Source organism: Candidatus Nanosynbacter lyticus (genome assembly GCF_000803625.1).
GTDB lineage: Bacteria > Patescibacteriota > Saccharimonadia > Saccharimonadales > Saccharimonadaceae > Nanosynbacter > Nanosynbacter lyticus.
This window is the reverse complement of record NZ_CP007496.1, coordinates 366,165-390,763: the sequence shown is the minus strand read 5'-3', so window position 1 is coordinate 390,763 and position 24,599 is coordinate 366,165. Positions and strand designations below refer to the sequence as shown.

Annotated in this window: 19 protein-coding genes; 14 read left to right on the top strand and 5 right to left on the bottom strand. The window is 47.1% G+C overall.

Going from position 1 to position 24,599, the window contains the following annotated elements; all coding sequences use genetic code 11:
* Positions 1-3: 3 nt before the first annotated feature.
* Complete coding sequence (locus tag TM7x_RS02070; protein ID WP_039327456.1) at positions 4-507, bottom strand: dihydrofolate reductase; 504 nt, start codon at positions 505-507, stop codon at positions 4-6.
* 104 nt (positions 508-611) lie between these two features.
* Between TM7x_RS02070 and TM7x_RS02065 the strand changes: the two genes are divergently transcribed.
* The 11 genes from TM7x_RS02065 to fusA all read left to right on the top strand — a co-directional run bounded on the left by TM7x_RS02065 (position 612) and on the right by fusA (position 17,027).
* Entirely contained in the window at positions 612-1,331 is a 720-nt protein-coding gene (locus TM7x_RS02065) for a dCTP deaminase (RefSeq protein WP_039327454.1), read from the top strand.
* Complete coding sequence (locus TM7x_RS02060) at positions 1,331-1,774, top strand: HIT family protein (RefSeq protein ID WP_138074079.1); 444 nt, start codon at positions 1,331-1,333, stop codon at positions 1,772-1,774. Before TM7x_RS02065 ends, TM7x_RS02060 begins: the two co-directional genes overlap by 1 nt.
* Positions 1,729-2,436 (top strand): dTMP kinase, encoded by a 708-nt coding sequence (gene tmk, locus TM7x_RS02055; protein ID WP_082001341.1) that lies wholly within the window; start codon positions 1,729-1,731, stop codon positions 2,434-2,436. The genes TM7x_RS02060 and tmk overlap by 46 nt, the downstream gene beginning before the upstream one ends.
* On the top strand, positions 2,429-3,157 hold the full coding sequence (locus tag TM7x_RS02050) for a hypothetical protein (RefSeq protein WP_138074078.1): 729 nt from the start codon (positions 2,429-2,431) through the stop codon (positions 3,155-3,157). Before tmk ends, TM7x_RS02050 begins: the two co-directional genes overlap by 8 nt.
* 179 nt (positions 3,158-3,336) lie before the next feature.
* A complete protein-coding gene (gene rpoB / locus TM7x_RS02045) occupies positions 3,337-6,681 on the top strand; it encodes a DNA-directed RNA polymerase subunit beta (RefSeq protein ID WP_052198889.1) in 3,345 nt (1,114 codons plus the stop codon).
* 1 nt (position 6,682) lies between these two features.
* Positions 6,683-10,528, top strand: coding sequence for a DNA-directed RNA polymerase subunit beta' (gene rpoC, locus TM7x_RS02040; protein ID WP_052198826.1), 3,846 nt, complete (start codon positions 6,683-6,685; stop codon positions 10,526-10,528).
* Positions 10,529-10,828: 300 nt separating this feature from the next.
* The gene (gene rpsL / locus TM7x_RS02035) at positions 10,829-11,242 is read left to right on the top strand and encodes a 30S ribosomal protein S12 (protein WP_039327447.1); all 414 of its coding nucleotides are present in this window, start codon (positions 10,829-10,831) and stop codon (positions 11,240-11,242) included.
* A gap of 2 nt (positions 11,243-11,244) precedes the next feature.
* Positions 11,245-11,724 carry a 30S ribosomal protein S7 gene (gene rpsG, locus TM7x_RS02030; protein ID WP_039327445.1) on the top strand — a complete coding sequence of 160 codons (480 nt, stop codon included), beginning with the start codon at positions 11,245-11,247 and terminating at the stop codon, positions 11,722-11,724.
* Between the two features lie 79 nt (positions 11,725-11,803).
* Positions 11,804-12,298 carry a YajQ family cyclic di-GMP-binding protein gene (locus TM7x_RS02025; protein ID WP_039327443.1) on the top strand — a complete coding sequence of 165 codons (495 nt, stop codon included), beginning with the start codon at positions 11,804-11,806 and terminating at the stop codon, positions 12,296-12,298.
* A gap of 12 nt (positions 12,299-12,310) precedes the next feature.
* Positions 12,311-14,833: a S1 family peptidase gene (locus TM7x_RS02020; RefSeq protein WP_039327441.1), complete on the top strand. Its 2,523-nt coding sequence runs from the start codon at positions 12,311-12,313 to the stop codon at positions 14,831-14,833.
* Positions 14,834-14,936: 103 nt separating this feature from the next.
* On the top strand, positions 14,937-17,027 hold the full coding sequence (fusA, locus tag TM7x_RS02015) for an elongation factor G (protein ID WP_039327439.1): 2,091 nt from the start codon (positions 14,937-14,939) through the stop codon (positions 17,025-17,027).
* 63 nt (positions 17,028-17,090) lie between these two features.
* Here fusA and TM7x_RS02010 read toward each other — a convergent pair whose 3' ends face one another.
* The 4 genes from TM7x_RS02010 to TM7x_RS01995 all read right to left on the bottom strand — a co-directional run bounded on the left by TM7x_RS02010 (position 17,091) and on the right by TM7x_RS01995 (position 21,550).
* Positions 17,091-17,570, bottom strand: a complete 480-nt coding sequence (locus TM7x_RS02010) for an HD domain-containing protein (RefSeq protein WP_052198825.1) — start codon at positions 17,568-17,570, stop codon at positions 17,091-17,093.
* Positions 17,570-18,958 (bottom strand): threonine/serine exporter family protein, encoded by a 1,389-nt coding sequence (locus tag TM7x_RS02005; RefSeq protein WP_039327437.1) that lies wholly within the window; start codon positions 18,956-18,958, stop codon positions 17,570-17,572. The genes TM7x_RS02010 and TM7x_RS02005 overlap by 1 nt, the downstream gene beginning before the upstream one ends.
* A gap of 98 nt (positions 18,959-19,056) precedes the next feature.
* Complete coding sequence (locus TM7x_RS04055; RefSeq protein WP_138074077.1) at positions 19,057-19,248, bottom strand: hypothetical protein; 192 nt, start codon at positions 19,246-19,248, stop codon at positions 19,057-19,059.
* A 334-nt stretch (positions 19,249-19,582) separates the two neighbouring features.
* Positions 19,583-21,550, bottom strand: coding sequence for an alpha-amylase family glycosyl hydrolase (locus TM7x_RS01995; RefSeq protein WP_039327434.1), 1,968 nt, complete (start codon positions 21,548-21,550; stop codon positions 19,583-19,585).
* 24 nt (positions 21,551-21,574) lie between these two features.
* Between TM7x_RS01995 and TM7x_RS01990 the strand changes: the two genes are divergently transcribed.
* The 3 genes from TM7x_RS01990 to tgt are packed head-to-tail and all read left to right on the top strand — an operon-like array spanning position 21,575 to position 24,537.
* Entirely contained in the window at positions 21,575-22,831 is a 1,257-nt protein-coding gene (locus tag TM7x_RS01990; protein ID WP_138074076.1) for a hypothetical protein, read from the top strand.
* Complete coding sequence (locus TM7x_RS01985) at positions 22,803-23,309, top strand: hypothetical protein (protein WP_039327431.1); 507 nt, start codon at positions 22,803-22,805, stop codon at positions 23,307-23,309. The genes TM7x_RS01990 and TM7x_RS01985 overlap by 29 nt, the downstream gene beginning before the upstream one ends.
* Before the next feature lie 16 nt (positions 23,310-23,325).
* Entirely contained in the window at positions 23,326-24,537 is a 1,212-nt protein-coding gene (tgt, locus tag TM7x_RS01980; protein WP_039327429.1) for a tRNA guanosine(34) transglycosylase Tgt, read from the top strand.
* Positions 24,538-24,599 lie beyond the last annotated feature (62 nt).

The window sequence follows — 24,599 nt, the reverse complement described above, 5'->3', positions numbered from 1 at the left end:
CTGTCATGCCGCGGGTTTTCGCCGGTAGATCACAAAGTCAAAAGCGTAGGCATTGGCTTCATCTGCTGGGTGGTAGACACGGTCAACCTCTTCCCAAACGGTCATGTCTATCTCTGGGAAAAAGGTGTCAGCGTCTGAAAATGCAGCGTCCACCTCAGTGGTGTAAATAGTATCAATTTCTGGGGTGTCTAGTGCATCTTTATAAACCTGCGAGCCGCCGATAATGAAAGTCGGGTAGCGTGACAAAGCTAAGGCGCTCTGTAAATTCATGGCTGTTAACACTTTCTTAACGCCAGTGGGCCGCGAGGAAATAACGATGTTCTCGCGGTCTGGTAGCGGACGGCTGCCGATTGATTCAAAAGTTTTTCGGCCCATAATGACATTGCCGCCTTTGGTTAGCTTCTTAAAATGCGCCAAATCTGCTGGTAAGCTCCGGCCCCAAGGCAAATCACCGTTTCGTCCAATAGCACGATTTTTATCATAGGCAACGATTATAGCTTTCTCCATAATTGTAGTCTATCATGATGTAAAATTTACGGAAAGCTTGATGGAAATGCGGAAACTTGCCATAATGAGATTTGGTAGAAAAATCACGCAATGGGAGGTGTTTAGTGAGCGTGTATTCAAATAAAGATATATTGGCGGCAATTGACGATGGGACAATTGTCTGTACGCCGTTTAATCCAAAAAACGTATCAGAAGCCAGCTTAGATTTTACGCTAGGCTTTAATTTTTATAAACAGGAATATGACGAGATATCGCGGGTTTATAATCCATTTGATAAGGCGGACGTTGACCGCTACTTTAAAGGCCCTCTTAAAGCGATGCCGCATGCCGAGTGGTGTAAGCGGCATGGCTTTCGAGAGTTTCAAAATATTCCGCCAGATCATCCGATAATCGTCTTAAAGCCTGGTGAGCGAATTTTGGCACATACGCATGAGTTTGTGGGGATTCGGGCGCACGGTGGAGCGGCTGAGGTGAAAAGTCGTAGCTCGTGGGGTAGAAATGGCGTGGCAGTGTGTTTTGATGCGGGCTGGGTTGATCCGGGTTATATAAATCGGATTACACTTGAGATTTACAATTTGAATAAACACGAAAGTGTAGTACTGCCTGTCGGCGAGCGCATTGGGCAGCTGATTTTTCATCACACTGGCCCGGTTGACGGCGGTTACGCTAGTGGTCGCGGTGGTATGAGTGGTAAATATCAGCACACTGATGATTTGGATGAATTGATAAAAACTTGGCAACCTGAAATGATGTTGCCGCGAGCCTTTAAGGACAATCGACATAAACCGATGGAAATTCCGGGTCTAAGCGAGGGGATTTTATAATGATGACTGGCTCAATGTTCCGTTGGCGGACGAAAGAAAAAGAATATAATAATCATAAGAAAAGTAATAAATCTGAAAGTTGCGACTTCTGTCAATTGGTAAAACAGCACACAAGTCAAGTCGTAGAAGAAACGAAACATTGCCTAATCATTAAAAATCGATTTGGCTATGATTTTTGGGACGGCTGCGGTGTGAATGACCATCTAATGGTGATACCTAAGCGGCACGTCGATTCGTTGGCAAATTTGAAGGACGAGGAAAAGATTGACTATATTAATCAGGTTGCTAGGTTTGAATCTAGTGGCTATTCAATTTATGCTCGAGCCCAAGGCAGCAAAACCAAGTCGATGATACATCAGCATACTCACTTGATAAGAATTGATGGCAAAACAAAAAAATGGCTGGTATTTTTACGGAAGCCGCATATTGTAATTACGAGGTGATGATGGGTAGTTTAGGAAAATATATTGTTATTGAAGGTAATGACGGAACGGGCAAATCAACACAGGTGGCTAAGTTGGCGAATTATTTTCGAGAGCGTGGGCGGACGGTTTGTGTAGTCGAGGAGCCTGGCAGTGATGATCCAGAGAAATCAACGCCGATAGCCGATGAGCTGCGAAAGGTGATTAAGAACGGCGATCTGGCCCGTTCGGCGGCGGTTAACGTGGCATTATTTTCGGCGGCGCGGCGGGAACTGTGGCGAGAAAAAATTCAGCCGGCTTTAGAGCGCGGGGAGATTGTCCTGAGCGCGCGAAACTATATTTCAACACTGGTTTATCAGGGCCGAGGTGAAGGTTATGATGAGTCTGAGATTTTACGATTAACTAAGCTTTTTACTGATGAGAGGTATTTGCATCCAGATATTATGATTATCCTAAGTTTAAGTCATGATAAGCGTGAGGAGAGAATTGCTATGCGCGGCGAGCTGAAAAATCCCGACACTTTTGAGTCGCGCGGGCAGGACTTTCAGGAAAAGGTTGATGATGGTTATCTGGAAATTGCTAAGGATTACGATATTCCAGTCGTCTTAGCAGATGGAAATGTCGAAGAAGTTCATGATATGCTGATTGATGAGATTAAGGAGGATGGAGGAATTGATGTCTGAAAAGCTACTAATAGGCAGACTGATGCCGGATGAAATTGATGATGAATGTGCGGAGTCTATCCGTGATATATGGTTAAGAGCGGGGAATCTTATAGGCGAAGGGCAGACAAATCCCGACTTAACACGTGCCGTTTGTGATATAAATAGCCCAGACAATTTACGGCGTGAGGTGCGTAGGCGGGATTCTGGAATTTATGTAGTAAAAAGGCTCGGTAGCGGCGCTTTACTGGCTGCTGCGAGAGTGACTATTAAAAGGGGTAGAGTTGCTCCGCAATATGGTGATAATCAAGCGGGTAGGCCTATGTATATGGAGATTTTTGGCGCGAGTGATGATGCTGAGAAGGCTTGGCCAGACTATCTCCAGAGTATGGTAGATCAGGCACGAAAGGACTTTGGTCAATCCATGAGAAGCAGAGTCACTAAGCTTTGCGCTTACGCCTCTACTGATGCCGATGAGAGATTTGCTGATGCTGTAAGGCGTGTTAATCCTCGTACGTATGAAAAGCATGGTGGAGAGGTGGGCTCGTTTGGCGTTGTGGGTAGATTAGCTGGTTTGTATTTTCGTCATGATGTAGAGTTTGATGTTCCTCAGACTGCTCGCGTGCTTGCGGGATTGGGGGGTGCCGCCCTCTCCTTGCTGGGTAATCTAAGAGGTCCGCTCGGCAATCCAGTTCCTGTTCGTATGGGATCTATTGAGGAAGAATTGCCGAATGCCGCTTAGGATAGTTATGCAAACCCCTTGATTTTATTGACATTTTTCGTCATAATGATTATTTAGAGAAGTAGTGTATTCATGGCGGGTGAAAATTGCGAGCGGGCAAATCGTGATTTTAGGCTATGAATTAGGGATCTTCACGGCCGTCTATCAACCACTAAATAAAGCGAGGAGTGTTTACGCCTGTGGCAAAAAAACCATCCACAAGCAGCGAGCGCGTCTATTTCACCTCTGGTGACAACGCCCTGCCGCTGCCAAACCTAATCGCTCACCAAAAAGATTCTTGGCGCTGGTTCGTCGAAGAAGGTTTGAGCGAGATATTTTCAGAAGTTAATCCAATTGACGACTATACTGGTCAAAAGTTGTCATTGAAATTCGGCAAATATTATTTTGGCGAGCCAAAAAACACTGACCAGTTTGCTAAAGAAAATAACTTGACATTTGAAGCGCCGCTGCACGCGACGGTTGAATTGACTAACAAGACAACTGGTCTGGTTGAGGAGCAAGAAATTTACCTCGGTGAATATCCATGGATGACCGATCGTGGTACGTTTGTTATTAACGGTACTGAGCGTGTAGTTGTTAGCCAGCTGATTCGTTCGGCGGGTGTATTCTTCACAGCTGAAACTGTGGCTGGTCGTAACTATTACGGCGCAAAGATTATTCCAGGCCGTGGTGCGTGGATGGAGTTTGAGACGGCTTCTAACGGTACGATTTACGTGAAGATTGATCGCCGCCGCAAGATTCCAGCAACGACATTGCTACGTGCTTTGGGCTATCCAAAGACTAGTGAAATTAAGGAATTGTTTGCTGATATCGACACAGGCGACGTGAAATATATCGAGGAAACCCTAGACAAGGACACAGCGCGTGGTGCAAATGAGGCTTTGATTGAGGTTTATCGTCGTTTGCGTCCAGGTGATTTGGCGACGGTTGACAATGCTCGCCAGATGATTGAACGCATGTTCTTTGACTTCAAGCGATTTGATTACTCCCGCGTTGGTCGTTATAAGATCAATCAGCGTTTGGGTCTTGATGTTGCTAATACGACTGAAAATCGTACGTTGCAGATGAGCGACTTGGTGGCGATTTTGCGTGAAGTGATTCGCCTTAACAACACTCAGGAGCCAGCTGATGACATTGATGCGTTGAATAATCGCCGTGTTCGTTTGGTTGGCGAGCTGATTGCCCGTCAGTTCCGCGTTGGTATGCTCAGGATGCAGCGCAACGCCATGGACCGCATGAGCGTGGCTGATATGGAAAGTGTTAGCCCAAGTCAGCTAATCAATGCTCGTCCAATTGTAGCGGCAGTGCGTGAGTTCTTTACTTCAAGCCAGTTGTCGCAGTTACTTGACGAGGTTAACCCATTGTCAGAATTGAGCCATAAGCGACGCTTGAGTTCGACTGGCCCTGGCGGTTTGAGCCGTGAGCGTGCTGGATTTGAAGTTCGTGATGCTCACCCAACACATTACGGCCGTATCTGTTCAGTGGAGACACCAGAAGGTGCTAACGTTGGTTTGGTGCTGAACTTGGCAGCTTATGCTCGAGTTAATGAATATGGTTTTATTGAGACTCCATATCTACGCGTCAAAGACGGTCGCGTGACCGATGAGCTTGTTTATCTGGACGCTTCACAGGAAATCGGTGAAGTTATCGCTGACGCTGGTGAAGTTCTGAATGAAGATGGTACTTTCCGCGATGAGCGCGTTAATGCTCGTAACAATATGCAGCCATCACAGGTTGACGCTAGCCAAGTTACTTTCATGGACGCAGCTCACCGTCAGATTCTGGGCTCAACCGCAGCGTTGGTTCCGTTCATTGAGAAGACTCGTGTTGACCGCGCCTTGACTGGCTCAAACATGCAACGTCAGGCTGTGCCACTTCTTACTCCGGAGTCAGCAACTGTTGGTACTGGAATTGAGAAGGCTGTGGCTGAAAATAGTGGTCACTTAATCCAGGCTGAGGCAAACGGTGAAGTTGTTCGTGCTGATGCGGACGAGATTCATGTTAAATATGCTGACGGTGTAAAGATTTACACCCTGAAGCACTTTGTGAAGAATAATGACGATCGTTGTTACAACCAAAAAGTTCGCGTTGAGCGCGGTGATAAGGTGAAGAAGGGCGATATTCTGATTGAAGGCGCCTCAATTGCTGGTGGTGAAATTGCCCTAGGTAAGAATCTATTAGTAGCCTTCATGCCATGGGGTGGCTACAACATGGAAGACGCGATTATCATGAGTCGTCGTTTGGTTGAAGATGATCGATTGACCAGTATCAATATTAAGGATTACACCGTTGAGGTCCGTGAGACGAAGCTTGGTCCGGAGATTGTGACGCGCGATATTCCAAACGTTTCTGAGGAAAGTCTGCGCCACTTGGATGAGAATGGAATTGTCCAAATTGGTTCTGAGGTTAAGGCGGGCGATGTTTTGGTTGGTAAAATTACACCAAAGGGTGAACAAGAACTGAGTTCTGAGGAACGCCTGCTCCGCGCTATTTTCGGTGAAAAGGCTAAGGATGTCCGTGATACCTCACAGCGCATGAACAATGCTGGCGGTGGTAAAGTTGTTGGTGTGAAGATTTTTAGCCGTGAAAATGGCCATGAATTGAAGGCAGGCGTCTTGATGCAGATCCAGATTTTTGTGGCACAACTGCGAAAGATTGGTGTTGGTGATAAGATGGCTGGACGCTTTGGCAACAAGGGCGTTGTAGCGAAAGTTCTGCCAGTTGAGGATATGCCGTTCCTAGAAGATGGTACGCCAGTTGACGTAATCTTGAACCCACTTGGTGTGCCAAGCCGCATGAACCTTGGTCAGCTGTTTGAGACGCACCTCGGTATGGCGGCGCGAGCATTGGGCTACCGCGTAGCAACCCCGTCGTTTAATGGTGTGCCAAGTGAGAAAATTTCTGATGAACTAGAAAAAGCAGGACTAGCACGTGACGGTAAATCGCAACTATTCGATGGCCGTACTGGTGAAGCGTTTGAAGAGCGTACCACAGTCGGTGTGATGCATATGATTAAGTTGCACCACATGGTTTCTGACAAAATTCACGCTCGCTCAACTGGTCCATACACCATGGTGACTCAGCAGCCGCTCGGTGGTAAGGCGCAAAACGGTGGTCAGCGCTTCGGCGAGATGGAGGTCTGGGCACTAGAAGCCTACGGTGCCGCTGCAACCTTGCAGGAAATGTTGACAATTAAGTCCGACGACGTTTACGGTCGTGCTAAGGCTTACGAGTCAATCATTAAGGACGAGCCGATTGTCGGTCCAAAACTGCCAGAATCCTTCAACGTGTTGGTTAAGGAGCTTCAAGGCTTGGGCCTTCGGGTTGACTTGGTTGATGACGAAGCAACAGTTGACGCTGAGCATGTCATCGCTTCAAGCGGCCCAGAGGATAAGACCGTAGCTACTGACGATGAAGAAGAGAAAGAAGTATACTTGGACGAATCAGACGACATCGGTGAAATTGACAGCGGTATGAGTGTACAAGATATTGATGAAGTAGAAGAAATAAAGGAGGACGCGTAAGATGGCAAATTCTGCATTTAACGCAACGGGCATCAGCGATTTTGACGCGGTTCGTTTGGCGGTAGCTAGCCCAGAAGACATTCTGAAATGGAGCTACGGCGAGGTTTTGAAGCCAGAGACAATTAACTACCGCACCCAAAAGCCAGAGCGCGACGGATTGTTCTGTGAGCGAATCTTCGGTCCGGTTAAGGATATCAATCCGCACGACTCAAAATTAAAGGGCGTACGTTCACGCGAAGCTGCGGTTGATAAGAACGGTGAGCTAGTTACTAAATCAATCGTTCGTCGTGAGCGAATGGGCCACATCCAATTAGCAGTACCAGTGGCGCACATTTGGTTTATGCGCGGCACACCAAGCGCTATGAGTCAGCTCCTCGGCATGACGGTCCGTAATATTGAGAAGATTGTTTACTTTGCAACTTACGTTATCTTGAACGTTGACGAAGAAACTCGTGATCAATATTTGGCAGATTTGGAAGCGGAAACTGATTTGGCTCGTAAAGCTATCAAACTCCGCTATGAAAAAATGGCCGAGGAAGATGGCGCTGACGTTAAGCAATTAGCTAAAGAGCAGAGTCGTGAAGTTGAAGAGTTGGAAGAAAATTACGTCGGTAAGAAGTCGCAATTGGAAGGCTTAAATAAGGGCGCGCTGATTTCAGAGACTGAATATCGCAATTTGCCGGAAGAGTATGACGAGCTGATTGAGGTTGGCATGGGTGCTAGCGCAGTGAAGTCACTTCTGGATAATATTGATTTGCCAAAGCTAATTGAGGAATTGACTGAAGAAGCTGAAGGAGCAAAGGGTCAGCGACAGAAGAAGCTACTGAAGCGATTGAAGATGTTGGAGAGTATGGAAGCTGCCGGCATTAAGCCATCTAGCCTATGTATGACGGTTCTACCAGTGATTCCTCCGGATCTTCGTCCGATGGTGGCGTTGTCTGGTGGTCGATTTGCGACATCTGACTTGAACGACTTGTACCGCCGAATTATTAACCGCAACAACCGCTTGAAGAAGTTGATTGAACTTAATGCACCAGAAGTTATTCAGCGCAATGAAAAGCGCATGCTGCAGGAAGCGGTTGATGCTTTGATTGACAATTCAGCATCACGTGGTCGCGCCGTTAGCTCAACTGGTGGTCGCCGTAGCTTGAAGAGCTTGAGCGACATGCTGAAGGGTAAGCAGGGTCGCTTCCGTCAGAACCTTCTTGGTAAGCGCGTTGACTATTCTGGTCGTTCGGTGATTGTGGTTGGTCCAAAATTGAAGATTCACCAATGTGGTTTGCCAAAGCAAATGGCACTAGAATTGTTCAAGCCGTTTGTTATTAGTTGGTTGATTAAGAACGAATTTGCGCACAATATTCGCTCAGCTTCACGCCTAATTGAGGCTGGCGAGGCAGTGGTTTGGGACGCGCTTGATTCAGCGATTGAAGGTAAGTACGTACTGCTTAACCGCGCACCAAGCTTGCACCGTTTGTCAATTCAGGCCTTTCAGCCAGTTCTAGTTGAAGGAAAAGCTATCCAACTACATCCACTAGTTTGTGCTGGATTTAACGCTGACTTCGACGGTGACCAGATGGCCGTTCACTTGCCACTCTCCAAAGAAGCACAGGCTGAGGCTCGCGAATTGATGAGCGCAACCGCCAACTTGTTGAAGCCTGCTGATGGTGCGCCGGTGCTGCACATCTCACAGGATATCGTGCTGGGTAACTATTATCTAACTTACGACAAGCCGCAAGCTCAGACTGACGATGTCAAAACCTACAGCTCTGTCTACGAGGCAGAGATGGCGTACGACAAGGGTGCAATTCAATTGCAAACCCCAATCCGTATTTTTGCCAAGGGCGAAATGCGCCAGACAACTTTGGGCCGTGTCTTCTTTAATGAGATTCTGCCAGAGGACTTCCCGTATGACAACAATGTTCAGACGAAGAAGCAGCTGAAGAAGGTATTGGCACAAATCTTTAACAAGTATGGTGCCGAGGAGACTGCTAAAATCGCTGACCGCATGAAGGGGCAAGCTTTCCGCTTTGCGACAACTGCGGCCGTGTCAACCGGTATGACTGACTACGTTCACTTTGATGAAATTTCTGAGTTCGTGGCAGAAGGTGATGCTAAGGGAGCTTTGATTTCTGAGCAGTTCGACCAAGGTCTGATCACCGAAGAAGAGCGTTACAACTTGACAGTGAGCGCATGGCGAAACGTCGACAATAAGATTACCGCGTTCTTGAAGGAACAGCTAGCACACATGGACACCAGTATTTCCATGATGGTCAACTCTGGTGCTCGTGGTGATATTTCCAACGTGAAGCTGGCGAGCGCCATGATCGGTATCCAGATGGACGCAACCAACCACGAAATTGAGCTGCCAATCCGTAGCTCCTACACCGGTGGTTTGTCCAGCCTTGAGGCCTTTGTGGCAACACGTGGTGCACGTAAGGGTCTGATCGACACCGCGCTCAAGACTGCTGACTCAGGCTACCTGACTCGTCGTTTGGTCGACGTGGCGCAGGACGTCTTCACGGTTGAGGACGTTGAAGGTGACGACGAAGGTTACGCAATCTACCGTTCAGAAACTGAGGAAACGATGATCGACTTCTCGAACCGCTTGGCTGGTCGTTACGCCGCCGAGACAATTCCAGGTCACGTCAACAAGGACGAATTGATCACTCGTGAAATCGCTGACTCAATTGATGATGATGAAAGTATCCAAAGTGTCAAGATTCAATCAGTCTTGTCGACCAATAACCTCAACGGCATCCCGCAGCGCAGCTACGGTGTTGATATGTCAACTGGTAAATTGGTCGGTAATCATCAGCCAGTCGGTGTCATCGCTGCTCAGTCAGTCGGTGAGCCGGGTACTCAGCTGACATTGCGTACCTTCCACAACTCTGGTGTGGCCGGTGGTGACATCACCCAGGGTCTGCCGCGTGTTGAAGAATTGTTTGAGGCGCGCACACCAAAGGGTCAGGCGTTTGTTACGGAAATTGCCGGGTTAGTTGACGTTTGGGAAGATGGCAAGAAATACATCGTCCAAGTTACCCCAGAATCCGGCAACGTTGAGCGCTTGCCACTAGATGGCCGAACCATCGTGGTCAAGGCCGGTTCAAGCGTCAAGGCCGGCGACGTGCTGGCAACTGGCGAAGATGACGCTCGTCCATTGATTGCACCATTTGACGGTGTGGTTGAAGCAGCTGAAGACACCTTGGTTATCGCTGCTGAAGCTGGCGCACCAGCTCGTTACGAAATCCCAGGCACCATGCAATTGGTTGTCAAGGCTAACGACGTCGTCGAAGCTGGCGACCGCTTGACGGCCGGTTCATTGAACCTGCACGACTTGATGCGCCTGAAGGGTGTCGAGGTAACTCAGCGCTACATCATCAACGAAGTGCTGCGTATTTACGCCGCTCAGGGTCAAGACGTGGCCGACAAGCACCTGGAGATCATCGTTCGCCAGATGTTCAGTCGCGTCCAGATCGAAGATGCGGGTGATAGCGACTTCGTGACTGGCGACATCGTCTCCAAGGCTGCGGTGGTGAACACCAATAAGCAACTAGCCGCTGAGGGTAAAAACCTCATCAGCTACACCCAGTTGCTACTCGGTATCACCAAGGTGTCCATCTGGAGCGACTCATGGCTATCAGCTGCGTCCTTCCAAGACACCACTCGCGTCTTGATCAACGCTGCCGTATCTGGCCGCGCTGACCACTTGCATGGCCTCAAAGAAAACGTCATCATCGGCCGCAAGATTCCAGTGGGAACTGGCGCCGTCGAAGAGACGGAAACCGACGAGCCAAGCGAGGACGAGTTCGCTGACAACCAGGAAGAGGAATTGGTCGTGGCTGCATAAGCCAACCAGCTTCTTTTCTCAGAAAACCGCTCCGATGGGTACGGGGCGGTTTTTCTATAGCAATTGCGTGTAATCTATGCTATAATCTTTCACAGAGTTTCCTCTTTTCGGGGCGCGCGGTGGTTTGAATGTGTACAGGCTGCATGCTCGGCAGAAAAGGTATAGACACGGGGCGGAGTTGCTGAATCCAAGCCGTAGGCGCTAAGAGAAGCTGGTTTTTTCGTGTCAATGCCACACCAGCCCGCTAGAGCCATTAGGCGAATATCGCCAGTATTAGTAAATAAACCAAGGAGAAATTGGATGCCAACTATCAACCAATTGGTGCGTAAACCGCGTCAAACGGCTAAGAAAAAGTCCAAGTCGCCAGCACTGGGTCGTATTCATAACGCCCTGAAAACGCGTTACTACGACCAGAATGCACCGCTCAAGCGTGGTGTTTGTGTGCGTGTGACGACCAAGACGCCAAAGAAACCAAACTCGGCTTTGCGTAAAGTTGCCCGCGTGAAACTAAACAACGGCTACGAAGTCTGGGCTTACATCGGTGGTGAAGGCCATAACTTGCAGGAGCACGCTGTGGTCTTAATCCGCGGTGGTCGTGTGCCTGACCTTCCAGGTGTGCGTTATCACATTGTCCGTGGCGCGTTGGACCTCCAGGGTGTCAACAACCGCAAGCGGGGCCGTTCGAAGTACGGTACCAAGAAAGGGGATAAGTAATCATGCCTCGTAAAGTTACCAAAAAACTACAACGCCAATTGCAACCTGACCGCCGCTACCAAAGCGTGTTGGTGCAGCGTTTGATCAACAAGTCAATGTTGGACGGCAAGAAATTGGCGGCCGAGCGCGCTGTTTACACCGCACTGGAAACGGCTGCTAAGAAATTGGATTCAGAAGATCCACTGGCAGTGTTTGAGAAAGCATTGAAAAACGTCAGTCCAAACTTTGAAGTGAAGAGCCGCCGTGTTGGTGGTGCTAACTACCAGATTCCGTTCCCAGTTCAGGGACACCGTCAGTTGCACTACGCGTTTAGCTGGCTGGTGCAATCAGCCCGTGCTCGCAGCGGTATGCCATACTCACAGCGTTTGGCACTGGAAATCGTTGACGCTTACAACGAATCTGGTGCTGCCTTCAAGAAGAAGGAAGACACTCACAAGATGGCTGAAGCTAACCGTGCCTTTGCGCACTTTGCTCGCGGCTAATCGTTGCCTAAACGCAAAATTAGAAAATCGCTCCGTAGAAGGGGCGATTTTTGCTATAATAGAGAAAACAGGAGGATAAATGGCAAGTTTTTCATTTGATATTGTGTCAGAAATTGACAAAGCTGAGATGAACAACGTATTCATGCAGGCGGAAAAAGAAATCCAAGGGCGGTACGATTTTAAGGGGACGAGTGCTGGAATTGACTGGCTGGATGATAAAAAAGGCTTGAAGCTCACTGGTGATAATGAGTGGCAGGTTGACGCGGTACTGGATATTGTGCGTAAGAAATTGGCGGCTCGTGGTCAGTCAAGCAAATCTCTAGACCTCACTAAGGAAAAAGTTACTTCAAATCTGAAGACTACTTGGGAGATACCGTTTAAGCAGGGTCTTGATCAAGCGATGGCAAAGCGGATTGCTGCAGATATTCGCACCAACGCTCCAAAGGCCAAACCGCAAATCCAGGGCGACCTCGTCCGCGTTACCTCTGCTTCAAAAGATGAATTACAAAAAGTCATTAGTTTAGTGCGTGAAAATGATTATGACACGCCGCTGCAATTTGTGAATTATAGGTAAGGTAGTAATAAAATGAATCAAAAATCAATTAAGAAATTAAGAATCTTAGCAATTGTCCTAGGTGTAATCTTTTTAATCTCAATCATTATTGGGGTGGTTGTTCTTAATAATAATCGTTCGTCCGGCGTTAGTAGCTCAGCAAAGAAGAAGATTCAGGACTTACTTTCTGAGGAAAACTCTCAGCATTATCGTAAGGTTGTCTCTAAGTACGGATTTTCGTTGCAATATGATAAGGAGACGTTTGTTGGTGAAGGCCACGTTCTTCGCAAAGAATCTAACAGTAAGGAATATCGTGCCGACTTATACAGTGAAGATGAACTAAATGAAAGCCGCGCTTACGCAATTCTTAAATTGATATATCGGCAGAACCCAGAGAAAGATAAGAAAGATGGCAACTTTTCACTTACGAAAATTATGCCAGAGCTTTCGATTACAACTTCGCGCAAGAAGAACTATTTTGACCGCTCGACGATGCCCGATGAGTATAAGGATACTAAGAAATATTCCGACTTAGACCTGCTGCTTCAGGGCGATATCAATAGCCGTAAGAAAAAAGACCCAAATATGAAATATCACACTGGCGATGTGACAATTTCTGGTCTGCAGTTTAAGAAACTGGTCGTGGATTATGGAAGTACCTATGACGGTAAGTGGCAGAAAACTGGTGAGAGCACAATATATATGACTGTCCAGAATGGTAGACCTTACTGGATATCGATATTTGCGCTGAGCAAGAATGCATATATGCAGCCGTACATTGATCAGCTGGAATCGTTAGTGGGAGCTGTTACTTTCCATCAACCAGACGAGAGTTATCTGGTTAGCGCTAATGACGGAAGTGGTCATCTGGCTGATTCGGGAATAAGCCTAGCTAAGGTAGAGAATTTCTCGAAGGATAAGAATACCACAAATACCCTAAATTCTTTAGATGAGAAATCTATTATTAAAGTGGTAGCTAGGAACCAAATCTCTACAGTTCGTGTCGGGACAATTCGTTGCGCTGATATGATATACACAGCTCAAAATGGTGCTACTATGCGATTAAATGGTCTGTGTACTGGAGGGATTGGTAGCGGCTCAATTGTTTCGGATGATGGCTATATTGCTACAAACGGCCATGTGACAGAAGTCGCCAACCAGAGTATGATCAGGGGGCTGCGGTCAAGAGAGCAGTGGGACACTTATTGTCATTTCATGATAAATGCTGGCTATATAACCAGACAAGCCCTAGTTGATCTAATAAAAAAATCACAGGGCGGTGATCAGTCTGCAACGGCAGCTATCCAAGGTCTTATTGATAACGTGCCGATTGATAATATTCGGTCAGAAAATGATCGATATGATTATATTATTCAGACCTCAAATGACCCGATTGTTCATGATAGAAGTAATCCGGAAATTTCGAGATGGAAGAAGACCCCGACCAATGTTAGCGCTAAGAAGATTGATGCAGAAGTCAATTTGCGACAGGCTAGGATGGATTTAAATAGCGACAAAACCGATGTGGCAATTTTAAAGATTGACGGTAGATTCCCGGCAGTTGACTTAGGTGATAGTAATGGTTTGTCTCAGGGTGATCAGGTAACGGCAATTGGCTATCCAGCAGTTGTTGATAATGGCACACAAACAAAGCAAGCTAAGACTGTGCCAACAGTAACTCAGGGTAGTGTCAGTGGCATGAGAAGAGACGCTGGTGGTCACAAATTATTCTCGATGACGGCACAAATTGCCGCTGGAAATAGTGGCGGTCCGGCTTTTGATAAAGATGGTAAGCAAATAGGGCTGAATACTTATGGTGGTGCAGCCTGTGCAAACAGTGATAAAAAGAATAATTCATGTTTTGGAAGTGGCGTTTTCCGTGATATTGCCGACCTGAAAAGCATGGCTAAGAAAAATAATGTTAAGCTTTCGTCTGAAGGCGAATTAACTAAACTATGGAAAGATGGTTTAGAGGATTTCTCTCAGGGTAAATATTCTAAGGCGAAAGATAAGTTTGAGAAGCTTGATAAAAAATACTCCGGCAATTATCTAGTCACAAAGATGATTGATGTAGCTTCTAATACACCAGATGATTATGTAGAACCTAAAAAGTCTGACAAAGAGCCTGGTGGCGTAGCAGATGCTGGGGCGAATAAAAAGTCCGAGACAGATAAGACGGACAATGACACTGTGATGGTTGTAGTAGTTGTGGTAATTGCCTCTACGGGAGCATTATTCTTGATAGTGTCAATTATTGCCATTATCGTTTCCGTCAGTAGTCGTCGAAAATTTAATGCCTACCCGCAGTATGTAGTCGGCCAGTATCCGCAGCAGTTGCCGTATCAGCAACAGGTCTATCAGCAAGGTCCTGTGTCCCCACAGCAATATCCATCACAGCAGAGTCCTATGCCTTCACAACAATATCCGCCGCAGGGTTATTATCAACAATCGCCAGGCCAGTACCCACCGGCGCCTATTCAGGCTTCAGGCAATTATCCGCCTACTGGGTCGATTTCAGAGGTTGATGAATCTAAAAATCCGCCGGCTCAAAGCTAGTCAAAATTACAGATAACTGATATAATAAAACGCAAGAGTAGTTTTTTGGTGCCAAAAAATTGACCAAAGATCTCGACAAATTAACGTAATATAAAGGAAAATTATGGCAGAGACGAATGTTCCGCTGAAAAATTTTAGAAATATCGGTATTATCGCCCATATTGACGCCGGTAAAACGACGACAACTGAGGGTATTTTGTATCGCACTGGTTTGACCCACAAAATCGGTGTGGTGAAGGGTGACGGCGACGGTGCCACCACCGACTGGATGGCGCAGGAAAAAGAGCGCGGTATTACTATTACTTCAGCAGCCGTGACCTGTTTCTGGAAGGGTCACAAGATCAACATTATCGACACCCCAGGACACATCGACTTTACCGCTGAGGTGGAGCGTTCACTGCGCGTCCTCGACGGTGCTGTGACGGTGTTTGACGGTAAGATGGGTGTTGAGGCTCAGTCTGAGACTGTCTGGCGCCAGGCCAACAAATACGGCGTGCCACGCATCTGCTTTATCAACAAGATTAACCAGACTGGTGGTGATTTCTGGAAATCTCTGGAGTCAATTCACAACCGTTTGAGTAAGCAAGCTTTCCCAATTCACATCCCGATTGGTTTCGAAAAGACTATCAACGGCGTGGTTGACCTGATTGACATGAAGGCTTACACCTACACTGACTTTTCTGACCACGAATTGGTACAGGGCGAAATCCCAGCTGATATGCTGGAAAAGTGTCAGAACGCCCGCAGCTTGTTGGTGGAGAACGCCGTTGAAGCTGACGATGAGTTAATGATGAAGTTCCTCGACCAGGGTGAAGAAGCGATTACGATTGATGAGCTGAAGTCTGCCTTGCGCAAGCGCGTGTTGGCTGGTGATTTCTTCTTGGTCACTGGTGGCGATGGCCGCGGTGTCATCGTCGAGAAGGTGCTTGACCTCATGGTTGACTACTTGCCAAGCCCACTGGACGTCGACGAGATTTGGGGTAAAAATCCAAAGACTGGCGACGAAGTGAGCCGCAAACCAGATGACAAGGAGCCGATGAGTGCTTTGGCCTTTAAGATTGCTACTGACCCATTTGTTGGTAAGCTGATTTTTATCCGCGTCTACTCAGGTGTCTTGAACTCAGGCAGCTACGTCCTGAACACCACCACTGGCGATAAGGAGCGTATTGGTCGTATCGTTCGAATGCACGCTGACAAGCGCGAAGACATTGACAAGATCTCTGCTGGCGACATCGCTGCGGTGGTTGGTTTGAAGAATACTGGTACCGGTAACACCTTGACTGATCCAGCGCACCCAATCGCCCTGGAAAGTATCGAGTTCCCAGAACCGCCAGTATCTATCGCCGTTGAGCCAAAGTCAAAGGCTGACCAGGAGAAGATGGCGCTCGCCTTGCAGCGTTTGGCTGAGGAAGACCCAACCTTCCGCATCCACACTGACGAAGAGACCGGCCAGACCATCATGTCAGGAATGGGTGAGTTGCATCTGGACATCTTGATCGACCGCATGAAGCGCGAGTTCAAGGTTGAAGCTAACATTGGTGAGCCGCAGGTAGCCTTCCGTGAGTCAATCAAGGGCAAGGCTGAAGTCCAAGGTAAGCACGCCAAGCAGTCTGGTGGTCGCGGTCAATACGGTGACGTCTGGGTACGCTTTGAGCCGAATGAGGCTGGCAAAGGTTTTGAGTTTGTTGACGAGATTAAAGGTGGTGTGGTTCCTCAGGAATATCGCCCAGCTGTCATGAAGGGTATCAAGGAAACTCTGGAGGGCGGTGTTATCGCTGGCTATCCAGTGGTTGACGTTAAGGCGACGCTGTACGATGGCTCGTACCACGATGTCGACTCCTCAGAACTAGCCTTCTCATTGGCGGGTAGTTTGGCAGCCCGCGAAGGTATCAAGCAAGCAACCCCAATCTTGCTTGAGCCAGTCATGAAGGTTGAAGTCACCACCCCAGAAGAGTTTATGGGCGACATCATCGGTGACCTGAACTCACGTCGTGGTCGCATTGATGCTATGGAGGATTTGATGGGCGGCGCCAAGCTGATCAAGGCATTTGTGCCATTGGCAAATATGTTTGGTTATACCTCAGACATCCGTTCGATGTCGCAGGGCCGCGCAGCCAGCACTATGGAACTCGCGCAGTACGAGGAAGTTCCACCAAACGTTGCGCAAGAGATTATCGAAAAGCGAAATAAATAATCTCTACTTCATAAAAAATCCCCGGAGCGAATCCGGGGATTTTTGTTTGGCTAAATTTCAGGCTTATAAGTTTGGGATTATTAGGTTTCGTTTAGCGAGCTCTTCTTTGATTCGTTTGTTTAATTTGCGCGCTTTTGTCGCCTGAATGCTATCTGTGCCATATCTGTTTTCAATATCTTCCAGTCGTTGACCTATGGTTATCGGCTTGCCGTCTGGACTAGTTGTCATGTCTGCCAAGTTTAAGATCAGCAATTCGTCTGTCCAATTGTCCGCGTCAGGATCTCCGTGATTAAACACAGCCTCAGCCCAATTGAAACCAGATAATTCCAATATTCTGCCGCCTTCATGTTCATGCTCGGTCTGATTCTCGACGAAGGCATAAGCAAAATCATGCATCAGTCCCATTGTAAATAAACTACGTGCCTTGTCCTCTTCCATTTTAAAAACGTTGCGAGCTAGTTCATATGACTTATAAGCAACGCCGCGCATATGAAATAGTCTAGAGTCAGATAGTCCGATAAATTGCGATAAATCTTCTTTCATTATGCTTGAGTGCCACGACGGAATAAATTAATGAATTGTCGGCGAATTGGGCGGCCGACGACGTTTCCGAATGATGCGCCAATTGCCACCGCTACGCCGATGAGGATTGCTCGCGCTAAGATAGCCAAGGCTGGTAGGAAGTTTGCGCTGTTTGGCGGATATAGAACGACGCCCATTAATCCGTTGTAAAGTGACAAGCCTGGGACTAGTGGTACGATTCCCGCCGCAATAATCGCCAGGGAAGGGAATTTCCATAATCTGGAAGTCAGGACTGCGACCAGCCCAATTGCCGCCGCAGCGATGCCGCTCGCTGTTACGATATCAAAACCAAAGCTCATAGCTAATCTTGAAATCCACCAGCCAAAAATTGCAATTAATCCAGATATAACCATTCCCAAAAATCGAGAATGATTCCTCAGAACGAACGCTGCTGCAATAATTCCAGCGCCCAAATATTGTGTGTGGTTGTCGGCTAATGTTAATCGATCTGGTGTTGCTGGGAAAGTAATGCCAAATTTTGTCGCAATGTATAATCCGACCATCACGCCAGCAATTACACCACCTGTTGCCATTACGACTTTTAATAATCTGGCGTTAGCGGTCATATAATATTCATCGATTGCATCCTGGAATGCGCCGACAAACATTAGTCCCGCGACTAATAAGACAATGCCGCTAATGACTAATAGTGTCGTATTGATACTTAGTCCTAAATAATTACTACACCAAGCTGTACCCGCCGCTATCAGTGTCACGAAAATAGCCACAATAGCCTGTGAGTAAAATAATGGTGCGCCAATATGCCCCAGCCATCGCAATAAACCAGTCGCTAAAAATCCCAGTAAAAACGCCAAGGCCGCCATTAGTAGACTGCCGCCATATAAAGTAACTGAACCGGCGCTAACCAGACCTCCCGCTGCGTAAACGACTAGCCCGGAGTGCTTATTTGGTTTTTTAAGTATTTGCTTCAGTCGTTCTTCAGCTTCTTCCAAGGGAAGTTGTTTATGACGAATATCAAGAGCGAGTATCTGCAAGGCTTGGATTAATTGGTAATTAGGGTCGTCTGGTACAATGACCCGCGCCATCGTCAGCGGCTCGTGATTAACGCCACGATCTTGAGAAACCGTCACCAATGTATAACTAATGTCTATGTGAACGCGCTTCTGGCAATAGGTCTGAGTGATTCCTTGCGACATACGCACCACATCGCGCGCCACCACTCCCATACTCAGGAGTTGCTCAGCAATAGTCATGGTCATGCGCAGGGCTCGCATGTTCGGCGTTAAACTGTCGTCAATTTTTTCCAAATCATGCACTGGCTCAAAGCTATAAAAATTAGCCACTCTGGCTAGTGATTGTTCAATAATTTTTGGTACTTTTTTCTTCACAATACTTAGTGTAACAAATTTTATACCAATAGAAATAGCCCGCCAAGAGAGATCCAGCCTAGACTAAAAGTCTCAAGCGAACTATTTCTTAGCGGGCGTTAGCCCTCGTCGCTATCGCCGTCATCATCATCGCGCGTGGGCGACGATGGGATGATAACCGCGAGAAGGATAGCGATAGAGTTCAGAGACGAGGTATAATACCCTACTGTCTCTATTTTCTGCACCGGGTCGATTACAGCACTAAGCGCCGTATCGACAGCTCCGACGTCTTGGAGTACACTAATTGCCATCGATCCCGATATAATGTACGCTGCTGCCAAGAAGAGCCATAGTAGATAGTCGTGTTGTTCTCCTGTGAACCATCTAAATACTAGATGGAGTGACAGGGACAGCGCTGCTGCTGTACAGATGATAGAGCAGCTCGTCGTTAGGTACGTACTCCCCATAAGGAGTAGCACCAGACCAGTCAGGGCGATGGACGCGACAGCAAGTTTGAGTTTCAGCATGATGTACTCCTCTACTCTTTTGAATCATGCAAGGACTACTTTTGTTGACGGGATTGTCAACAAAAGTCTGTATTAATTTATGCCACACTTGCGTAAAAAAGTCAACATTGGTAGGAGATTAGTCAACTTTCTGTAAAATAATGCCCGTTCTGGCTGGCAAGTAAACTTTAAGATTGTGATTGTTATCAGCTGGGGAAGTGAAAAAACGGGAATTATGATCTATTCGCTCCTGTCCGCCGAAGTTCTTGTCGTCGCTACTTAATGCCAATTTATAAGAGCCAGCTTCTGCGGGTGCTTCGTAATCTGAGTGGGATTTATTTGGGGAAAAATTAATAACAAAGAAAAAGTCGCCGTGCATAAAACTGACCATATGATCAGATTGGCGAACCGTCAAATGGTGAATATTAGGATCATCAATTTGCCTAATAATCTTCATCAGCGCCGCGTCAAATTCGCCCAGCCATTGATATTTTAAGAAGCCGTTGTCGCGTAAATTCCATTGCCGACGAGCGTGCTTAAACGACCAATTATTGCCCTCGCGCGGAAAATCAATCCACTCAGGATGCCCAAATTCATTGCCCATAAAGTTAAGGTAACCGCCGCCGTGTAGCCCAGTGGTCAGTAGTCGAATCAGTTTATGTAGGGCTATGCCGCGCTCCACGGTTAAATTGGGATCGGCTTTATCCATATTCCAGTACATGGCTTTGTCGATCAGACGAAAAATCAGCGTCTTGTCGCCGACCAAGGCTTGGTCGTGACTCTCGGCATAAGTGATGACTTTTTCCTCTGGGCGGTGCGAACTCAGTGTGTGAGCCAATCCACCTAAGTCCCAATCTTCGTCGCGCTTTTCTTTCAATGTCTTGATCCAAAGATCAGGCGTGCCCATCTGTAACCGATAATCAAAGCCCAGGCCGCCATATTCAGTCAGTGCCGCCAAGCCTGGCAGCCCGCTCATTTCCTCGGCAATGGTCGTGGCATCGGGGCGAACAGCGTGAATGACATCATTTGCCAGTCTCAGGTAGACCAATGCGTCCTTATCAACATCATCACCAAAATAATCATCATAGCTGGTGAAACTTTTGCCCAAACCGTGGTCATGATATAGCATACTGGTTACACCGTCAAATCGAAAGCCGTCAACATGGTACTCGTCCAGCCACCAGCGGCAATTGCTGGCCAAAAAGTGCAGTACTTCCGGCTTGCCATAGTCAAACAACCGCGAGTCCCAGGCTGGATGGTCGTGAGCCTTGAAATATTGCGTTGGATCACCCGCGAAATTGCCGAGGCCTTCGACTTCATTTTTGGCGGCATGAGCATGAACAATGTCAATGATGACGCGTAGCCCCAAACCGTGCGCCGCGTCAACCAACCGCTTGAAATCATCGGGCGTGCCAAAGCGCGACGACACGGCGAAAAAGTTGCTGACATGGTAGCCAAAACTGCCGTAGTACGGGTGCTCGGCGATGGCCATCAGCTGGATGGTATTATAGCCGGCTTGTTTGATGCGTGGCAGGATATTGGCGGTAAATTCATTGAAACTGGCAACCTTTTCCTCCTCGCTACTCATGCCAACATGCGCCTCGTAAATTAGCGGCACGCGCGGAGCAGGTGGAATATCATACTGCCACTGGTATGGCTCATCAGGCCGCCACACGACGGCCGAAAAATCCACCGAGTCATCATCTTGAATAACGTAGGTGGCGTATGATGGCAAACGCCAACCGTCGCCACCTGGCCAATAGACTCGTAGTTTATATTTCTGGCTGTGGTGCAGTGCGTCTTTTGGCAAATCAACACTCCACTCACCGTGTGCGTCTGGTTGCAGAGTAAACTCCTCGCGTTCTTGCCAGTCAGAAAACTCGCCAACCATCACTACGTGCGTAGCATTCGGTGCCCACTCACGAAATGTCCAGCCCGCCGCCGTCTGATGTAAGCCAAAATGATGAAATCCTAAGGCAAACTTCGCCGGCGATTTACCGCTCAGAACCTTCATTATTGTCGACGAAACATACGCCTCACGGGCGCTGATGACACCCTCGTGCGGCGCCAACCACGGGTCAAGCTCAACCAGGGTTTTCTTGCTCATGGTTATAGTATACCGCATGAGGCAATGCTTGTGCTTGAAGTCTGCCATATTGCAATATACGATACATACATGGAACTACCAAAAGCTGGGACGGGTATTGATTTACTTGGTCGATTGTCCAAAGATGATTGGCGACAGATTGCTGCTGCAAACTTATGCCTCGGTGGGGAAAGTGAGGCTGAGGCCCTTGGTGATGTGGAGAAAGTCATGCGCACAGACGAAATTGAAGGCGAGCGAGCGAGGGTTGTTGGCTACAGGCAGACCGAAGATGGTTCATATGATCTATGCGCTGTTGAGGGCGTGGTCGATTTGGTGTCATCTTTAGAAAATGATCCTGAGACTCCAGTACCTTTTGCGATTTATACTAAAAAAATGGCGGCCTTGTGTATACGTGCCGTAGAAAATGATAGACCAGATGATTATTATTTTCCGCTTGATCCGCAAGCTATTTTGTCGGCAGAATTATTTCCAGACGACAGTGTATTGCCTCGATATATTCGTAAGTTACGTCATTATGTTGATAAAACTCAGGAAGCTGTTGAGAAAAATGACATTAGGGATGTTGCGTCCAGAGAATGTCTCATTGATGACCTAAATGGTGTGCTGGGTGATATATCACAGGGAACCGAGGTGAGAATAGATTGTCGGGCGTATAGACGAAGAGCTGGTGGCATTGAATACGGCGTTGACGTTGAGGCAAGAGCGCAAGTATTATTTGGAGCTGCGCCATTGTTTGTGTGGCGAGATAATCGTCCTATCTTGGAGATGGTTGATCCAAAAGATAGTTCAGTGATTTTTCGCATCGATGTAAAAGACATAATTGACATTCTGCCAATTTGTGAGAATGATTATAAGAAGGGTGATGATTTGTTTGAGACGGTTTTTGCGGATGAGTTTCAACAATTAGCTTGGCAGCTGGCAACAGACCTTAAGTATACGGATGAGCCATATTTTTCAAATACTGTCCGTAATCACATAAAAACGCTTAATAAAGCACTGCCTGATGAGCTTGGGTTTGATGCTATTGGTCTTTCAGGTTTTGTTATATCGCCAAGCGGTGCAAATAATAAATTACAGTACGAATTCATTGATAGTGATAGGGCTTATTTTAATGCAGTGAAATTTGTCAGGTATGACGGCGCCATTTATGCTGTGCTTGAATTATTGCTTCATGACGATTTAAGTAGCTCATCAAGGAAAATATACGCCGTACCTAGCCGCGATAAATTATTAAGATTTGAGAGCTTAAATAATGACGCAAGACTTAGAGCTTGCTGTTGATTTACTGCATGATATTGCTCGGGACGTAAGTGAAGTATTTGATAGCGAGGTTTTTTATGATTTTTCTTTGGAGGAGCAATTAGAGTTATTAAAGCAATACGAGGATGAGTCTCGTGGTGTCATTAGGAATATTAGTGAACCGAGGGAGTTTAAGGGTGAATGTGTAGTAATGGCCTATCGATGTTTACCTGGTGATTTACTGAGTACTGTGTCGTGGAATGACGCTACCCTAAAAGAAGTGGGTGTCGGCGAAGAGACTGAACCATTTAATTTACGGGCGGATAAAGTTGAGCTGTGGAATCCAGAACTTGAAGGCTCGTCATATTTAACTAAGAAAATATCAAACATTTTAGATTTGCCACTAAGTCTTGGAGAGCCAATGCTGATATTGGAAAATTCTAAGGACGACGTTCTTTATCTAGTGAGAGTTCGTGACATTGTTGGCTTGTCGCGCGGTAATCCTAAGGACATTTCATGATATAATCAGACAGATTATGCAACAAAAACCTTTTTCTTTTGAAATAACTTCACGATTTAATGACACTCTGGCGCGTACCGGAATTATTCACACGCCGCATGGAGATATTAAAACACCGGCGTTTATTGTTGTTGGAACTAAGGCTAATGTTAAGGCGATGATTCCGGAGATGGTGGCAGATGTCGGTGCGCAGGCGGTACTAGCGAACGCCTATCATCTATATTTGCAGCCAGGACACAAGCTGATTGAAAAGGCTGGCTATTTGGGCAAGTTTATGAATTGGTCAGGGCCGACATTCACTGATAGCGGCGGTTTCCAGGTGCTGAGTTTGGGCTCGGGCTTTAAGAAGGTTTTGGCGATGAGTACGGATGTTGATGAGGAAATCGCCATCGCTAAAAAATCGTCGCGCCACGCTTGGGTGGATGAAAATGGCGTGGTGTTCAAATCACACCTCGACGGCTCGTACCATAAATTTACTCCAGAATTATCCATGCAGATTCAGGCGGGCATTGGTGCGGATATTACTTTCGCATTTGATGAGCTGACCTCGCTGATTGATCCGTATGAGTATCAAGTGGAAGCCTTGGCGCGAACGCACGCTTGGGCGGAGCGGAGTTTGGCGGAAGTTAAACGTCTGCGTGCAGCCCATCCCGACAAGCCGTATCAAGCGCTATTTGGCGTGCTGCAGGGTGCGAATTATGAAGATTTACGCAAGCAAACAGCTGAGTTTCTAGGTGCGATGGATTTTGATGGCTACGGCATCGGCGGTGCGCTAGAAAAGGAAACCATGGCGCAGACAATTCAGTGGGTCAATCAAATCTTGCCCGAAAACAAGCCGCGGCATTTGCTCGGTATTTCTGAGCCAGACGACATTTTTGCGGCGATTGAACAGGGGATTGATACCTTTGACTGCGTCAGTCCAACGCGTGTGGCTAGAAACGGTGCCGCCTACACGCCGTTTGGTCGGGTCAATGTTCGCGGCCAAAAATACCGCGAACTGTTTGAACCGATTATGGAAGATTGTGACTGCTATACTTGCCGCCATTACACTGCCGCTTACCTCTGTCATCTTTTGCATGCGCGCGAATCATTGGCTGGCACGTTGCTATCAATCCATAACGAACGATTTATCGTCAAATTGGTTGATGACATTCGCGAAAGTCTGGAAAATGGCATGTTCTATGAGTTCCGTGATTCATTTTTGGCGAAGTATTATAGTAAGAAATAAGCTATTTACAACTGATTAGAAAACCGTTATAATTAAACTCATACGCCGTGAGGTCTTTTTAA

Bases quoted from the DNA above. Each gene is read 5' to 3' on its own strand.
- TM7x_RS02070 (WP_039327456.1), bottom strand. From the start codon at position 507: ATGGAGAAAGCTATAATCGTTGCCTATGATAAAAATCGTGCTATTGGA.
- TM7x_RS02060 (WP_138074079.1), top strand. From the start codon at position 1,331: ATGATGACTGGCTCAATGTTCCGTTGGCGGACGAAAGAAAAAGAATAT.
- tmk (WP_082001341.1), top strand. From the start codon at position 1,729: ATGGCTGGTATTTTTACGGAAGCCGCATATTGTAATTACGAGGTGATG.
- TM7x_RS02050 (WP_138074078.1), top strand. From the start codon at position 2,429: ATGTCTGAAAAGCTACTAATAGGCAGACTGATGCCGGATGAAATTGAT.
- rpoC (WP_052198826.1), top strand. From the start codon at position 6,683: ATGGCAAATTCTGCATTTAACGCAACGGGCATCAGCGATTTTGACGCG.
- rpsL (WP_039327447.1), top strand. From the start codon at position 10,829: ATGCCAACTATCAACCAATTGGTGCGTAAACCGCGTCAAACGGCTAAG.
- rpsG (WP_039327445.1), top strand. From the start codon at position 11,245: ATGCCTCGTAAAGTTACCAAAAAACTACAACGCCAATTGCAACCTGAC.
- TM7x_RS02025 (WP_039327443.1), top strand. From the start codon at position 11,804: ATGGCAAGTTTTTCATTTGATATTGTGTCAGAAATTGACAAAGCTGAG.
- TM7x_RS02020 (WP_039327441.1), top strand. From the start codon at position 12,311: ATGAATCAAAAATCAATTAAGAAATTAAGAATCTTAGCAATTGTCCTA.
- fusA (WP_039327439.1), top strand. From the start codon at position 14,937: ATGGCAGAGACGAATGTTCCGCTGAAAAATTTTAGAAATATCGGTATT.
- TM7x_RS02010 (WP_052198825.1), bottom strand. From the start codon at position 17,570: ATGAAAGAAGATTTATCGCAATTTATCGGACTATCTGACTCTAGACTA.
- TM7x_RS04055 (WP_138074077.1), bottom strand. From the start codon at position 19,248: ATGGCAATTAGTGTACTCCAAGACGTCGGAGCTGTCGATACGGCGCTT.
- TM7x_RS01995 (WP_039327434.1), bottom strand. From the start codon at position 21,550: ATGAGCAAGAAAACCCTGGTTGAGCTTGACCCGTGGTTGGCGCCGCAC.
- TM7x_RS01990 (WP_138074076.1), top strand. From the start codon at position 21,575: ATGCTTGTGCTTGAAGTCTGCCATATTGCAATATACGATACATACATG.
- TM7x_RS01985 (WP_039327431.1), top strand. From the start codon at position 22,803: ATGACGCAAGACTTAGAGCTTGCTGTTGATTTACTGCATGATATTGCT.
- tgt (WP_039327429.1), top strand. From the start codon at position 23,326: ATGCAACAAAAACCTTTTTCTTTTGAAATAACTTCACGATTTAATGAC.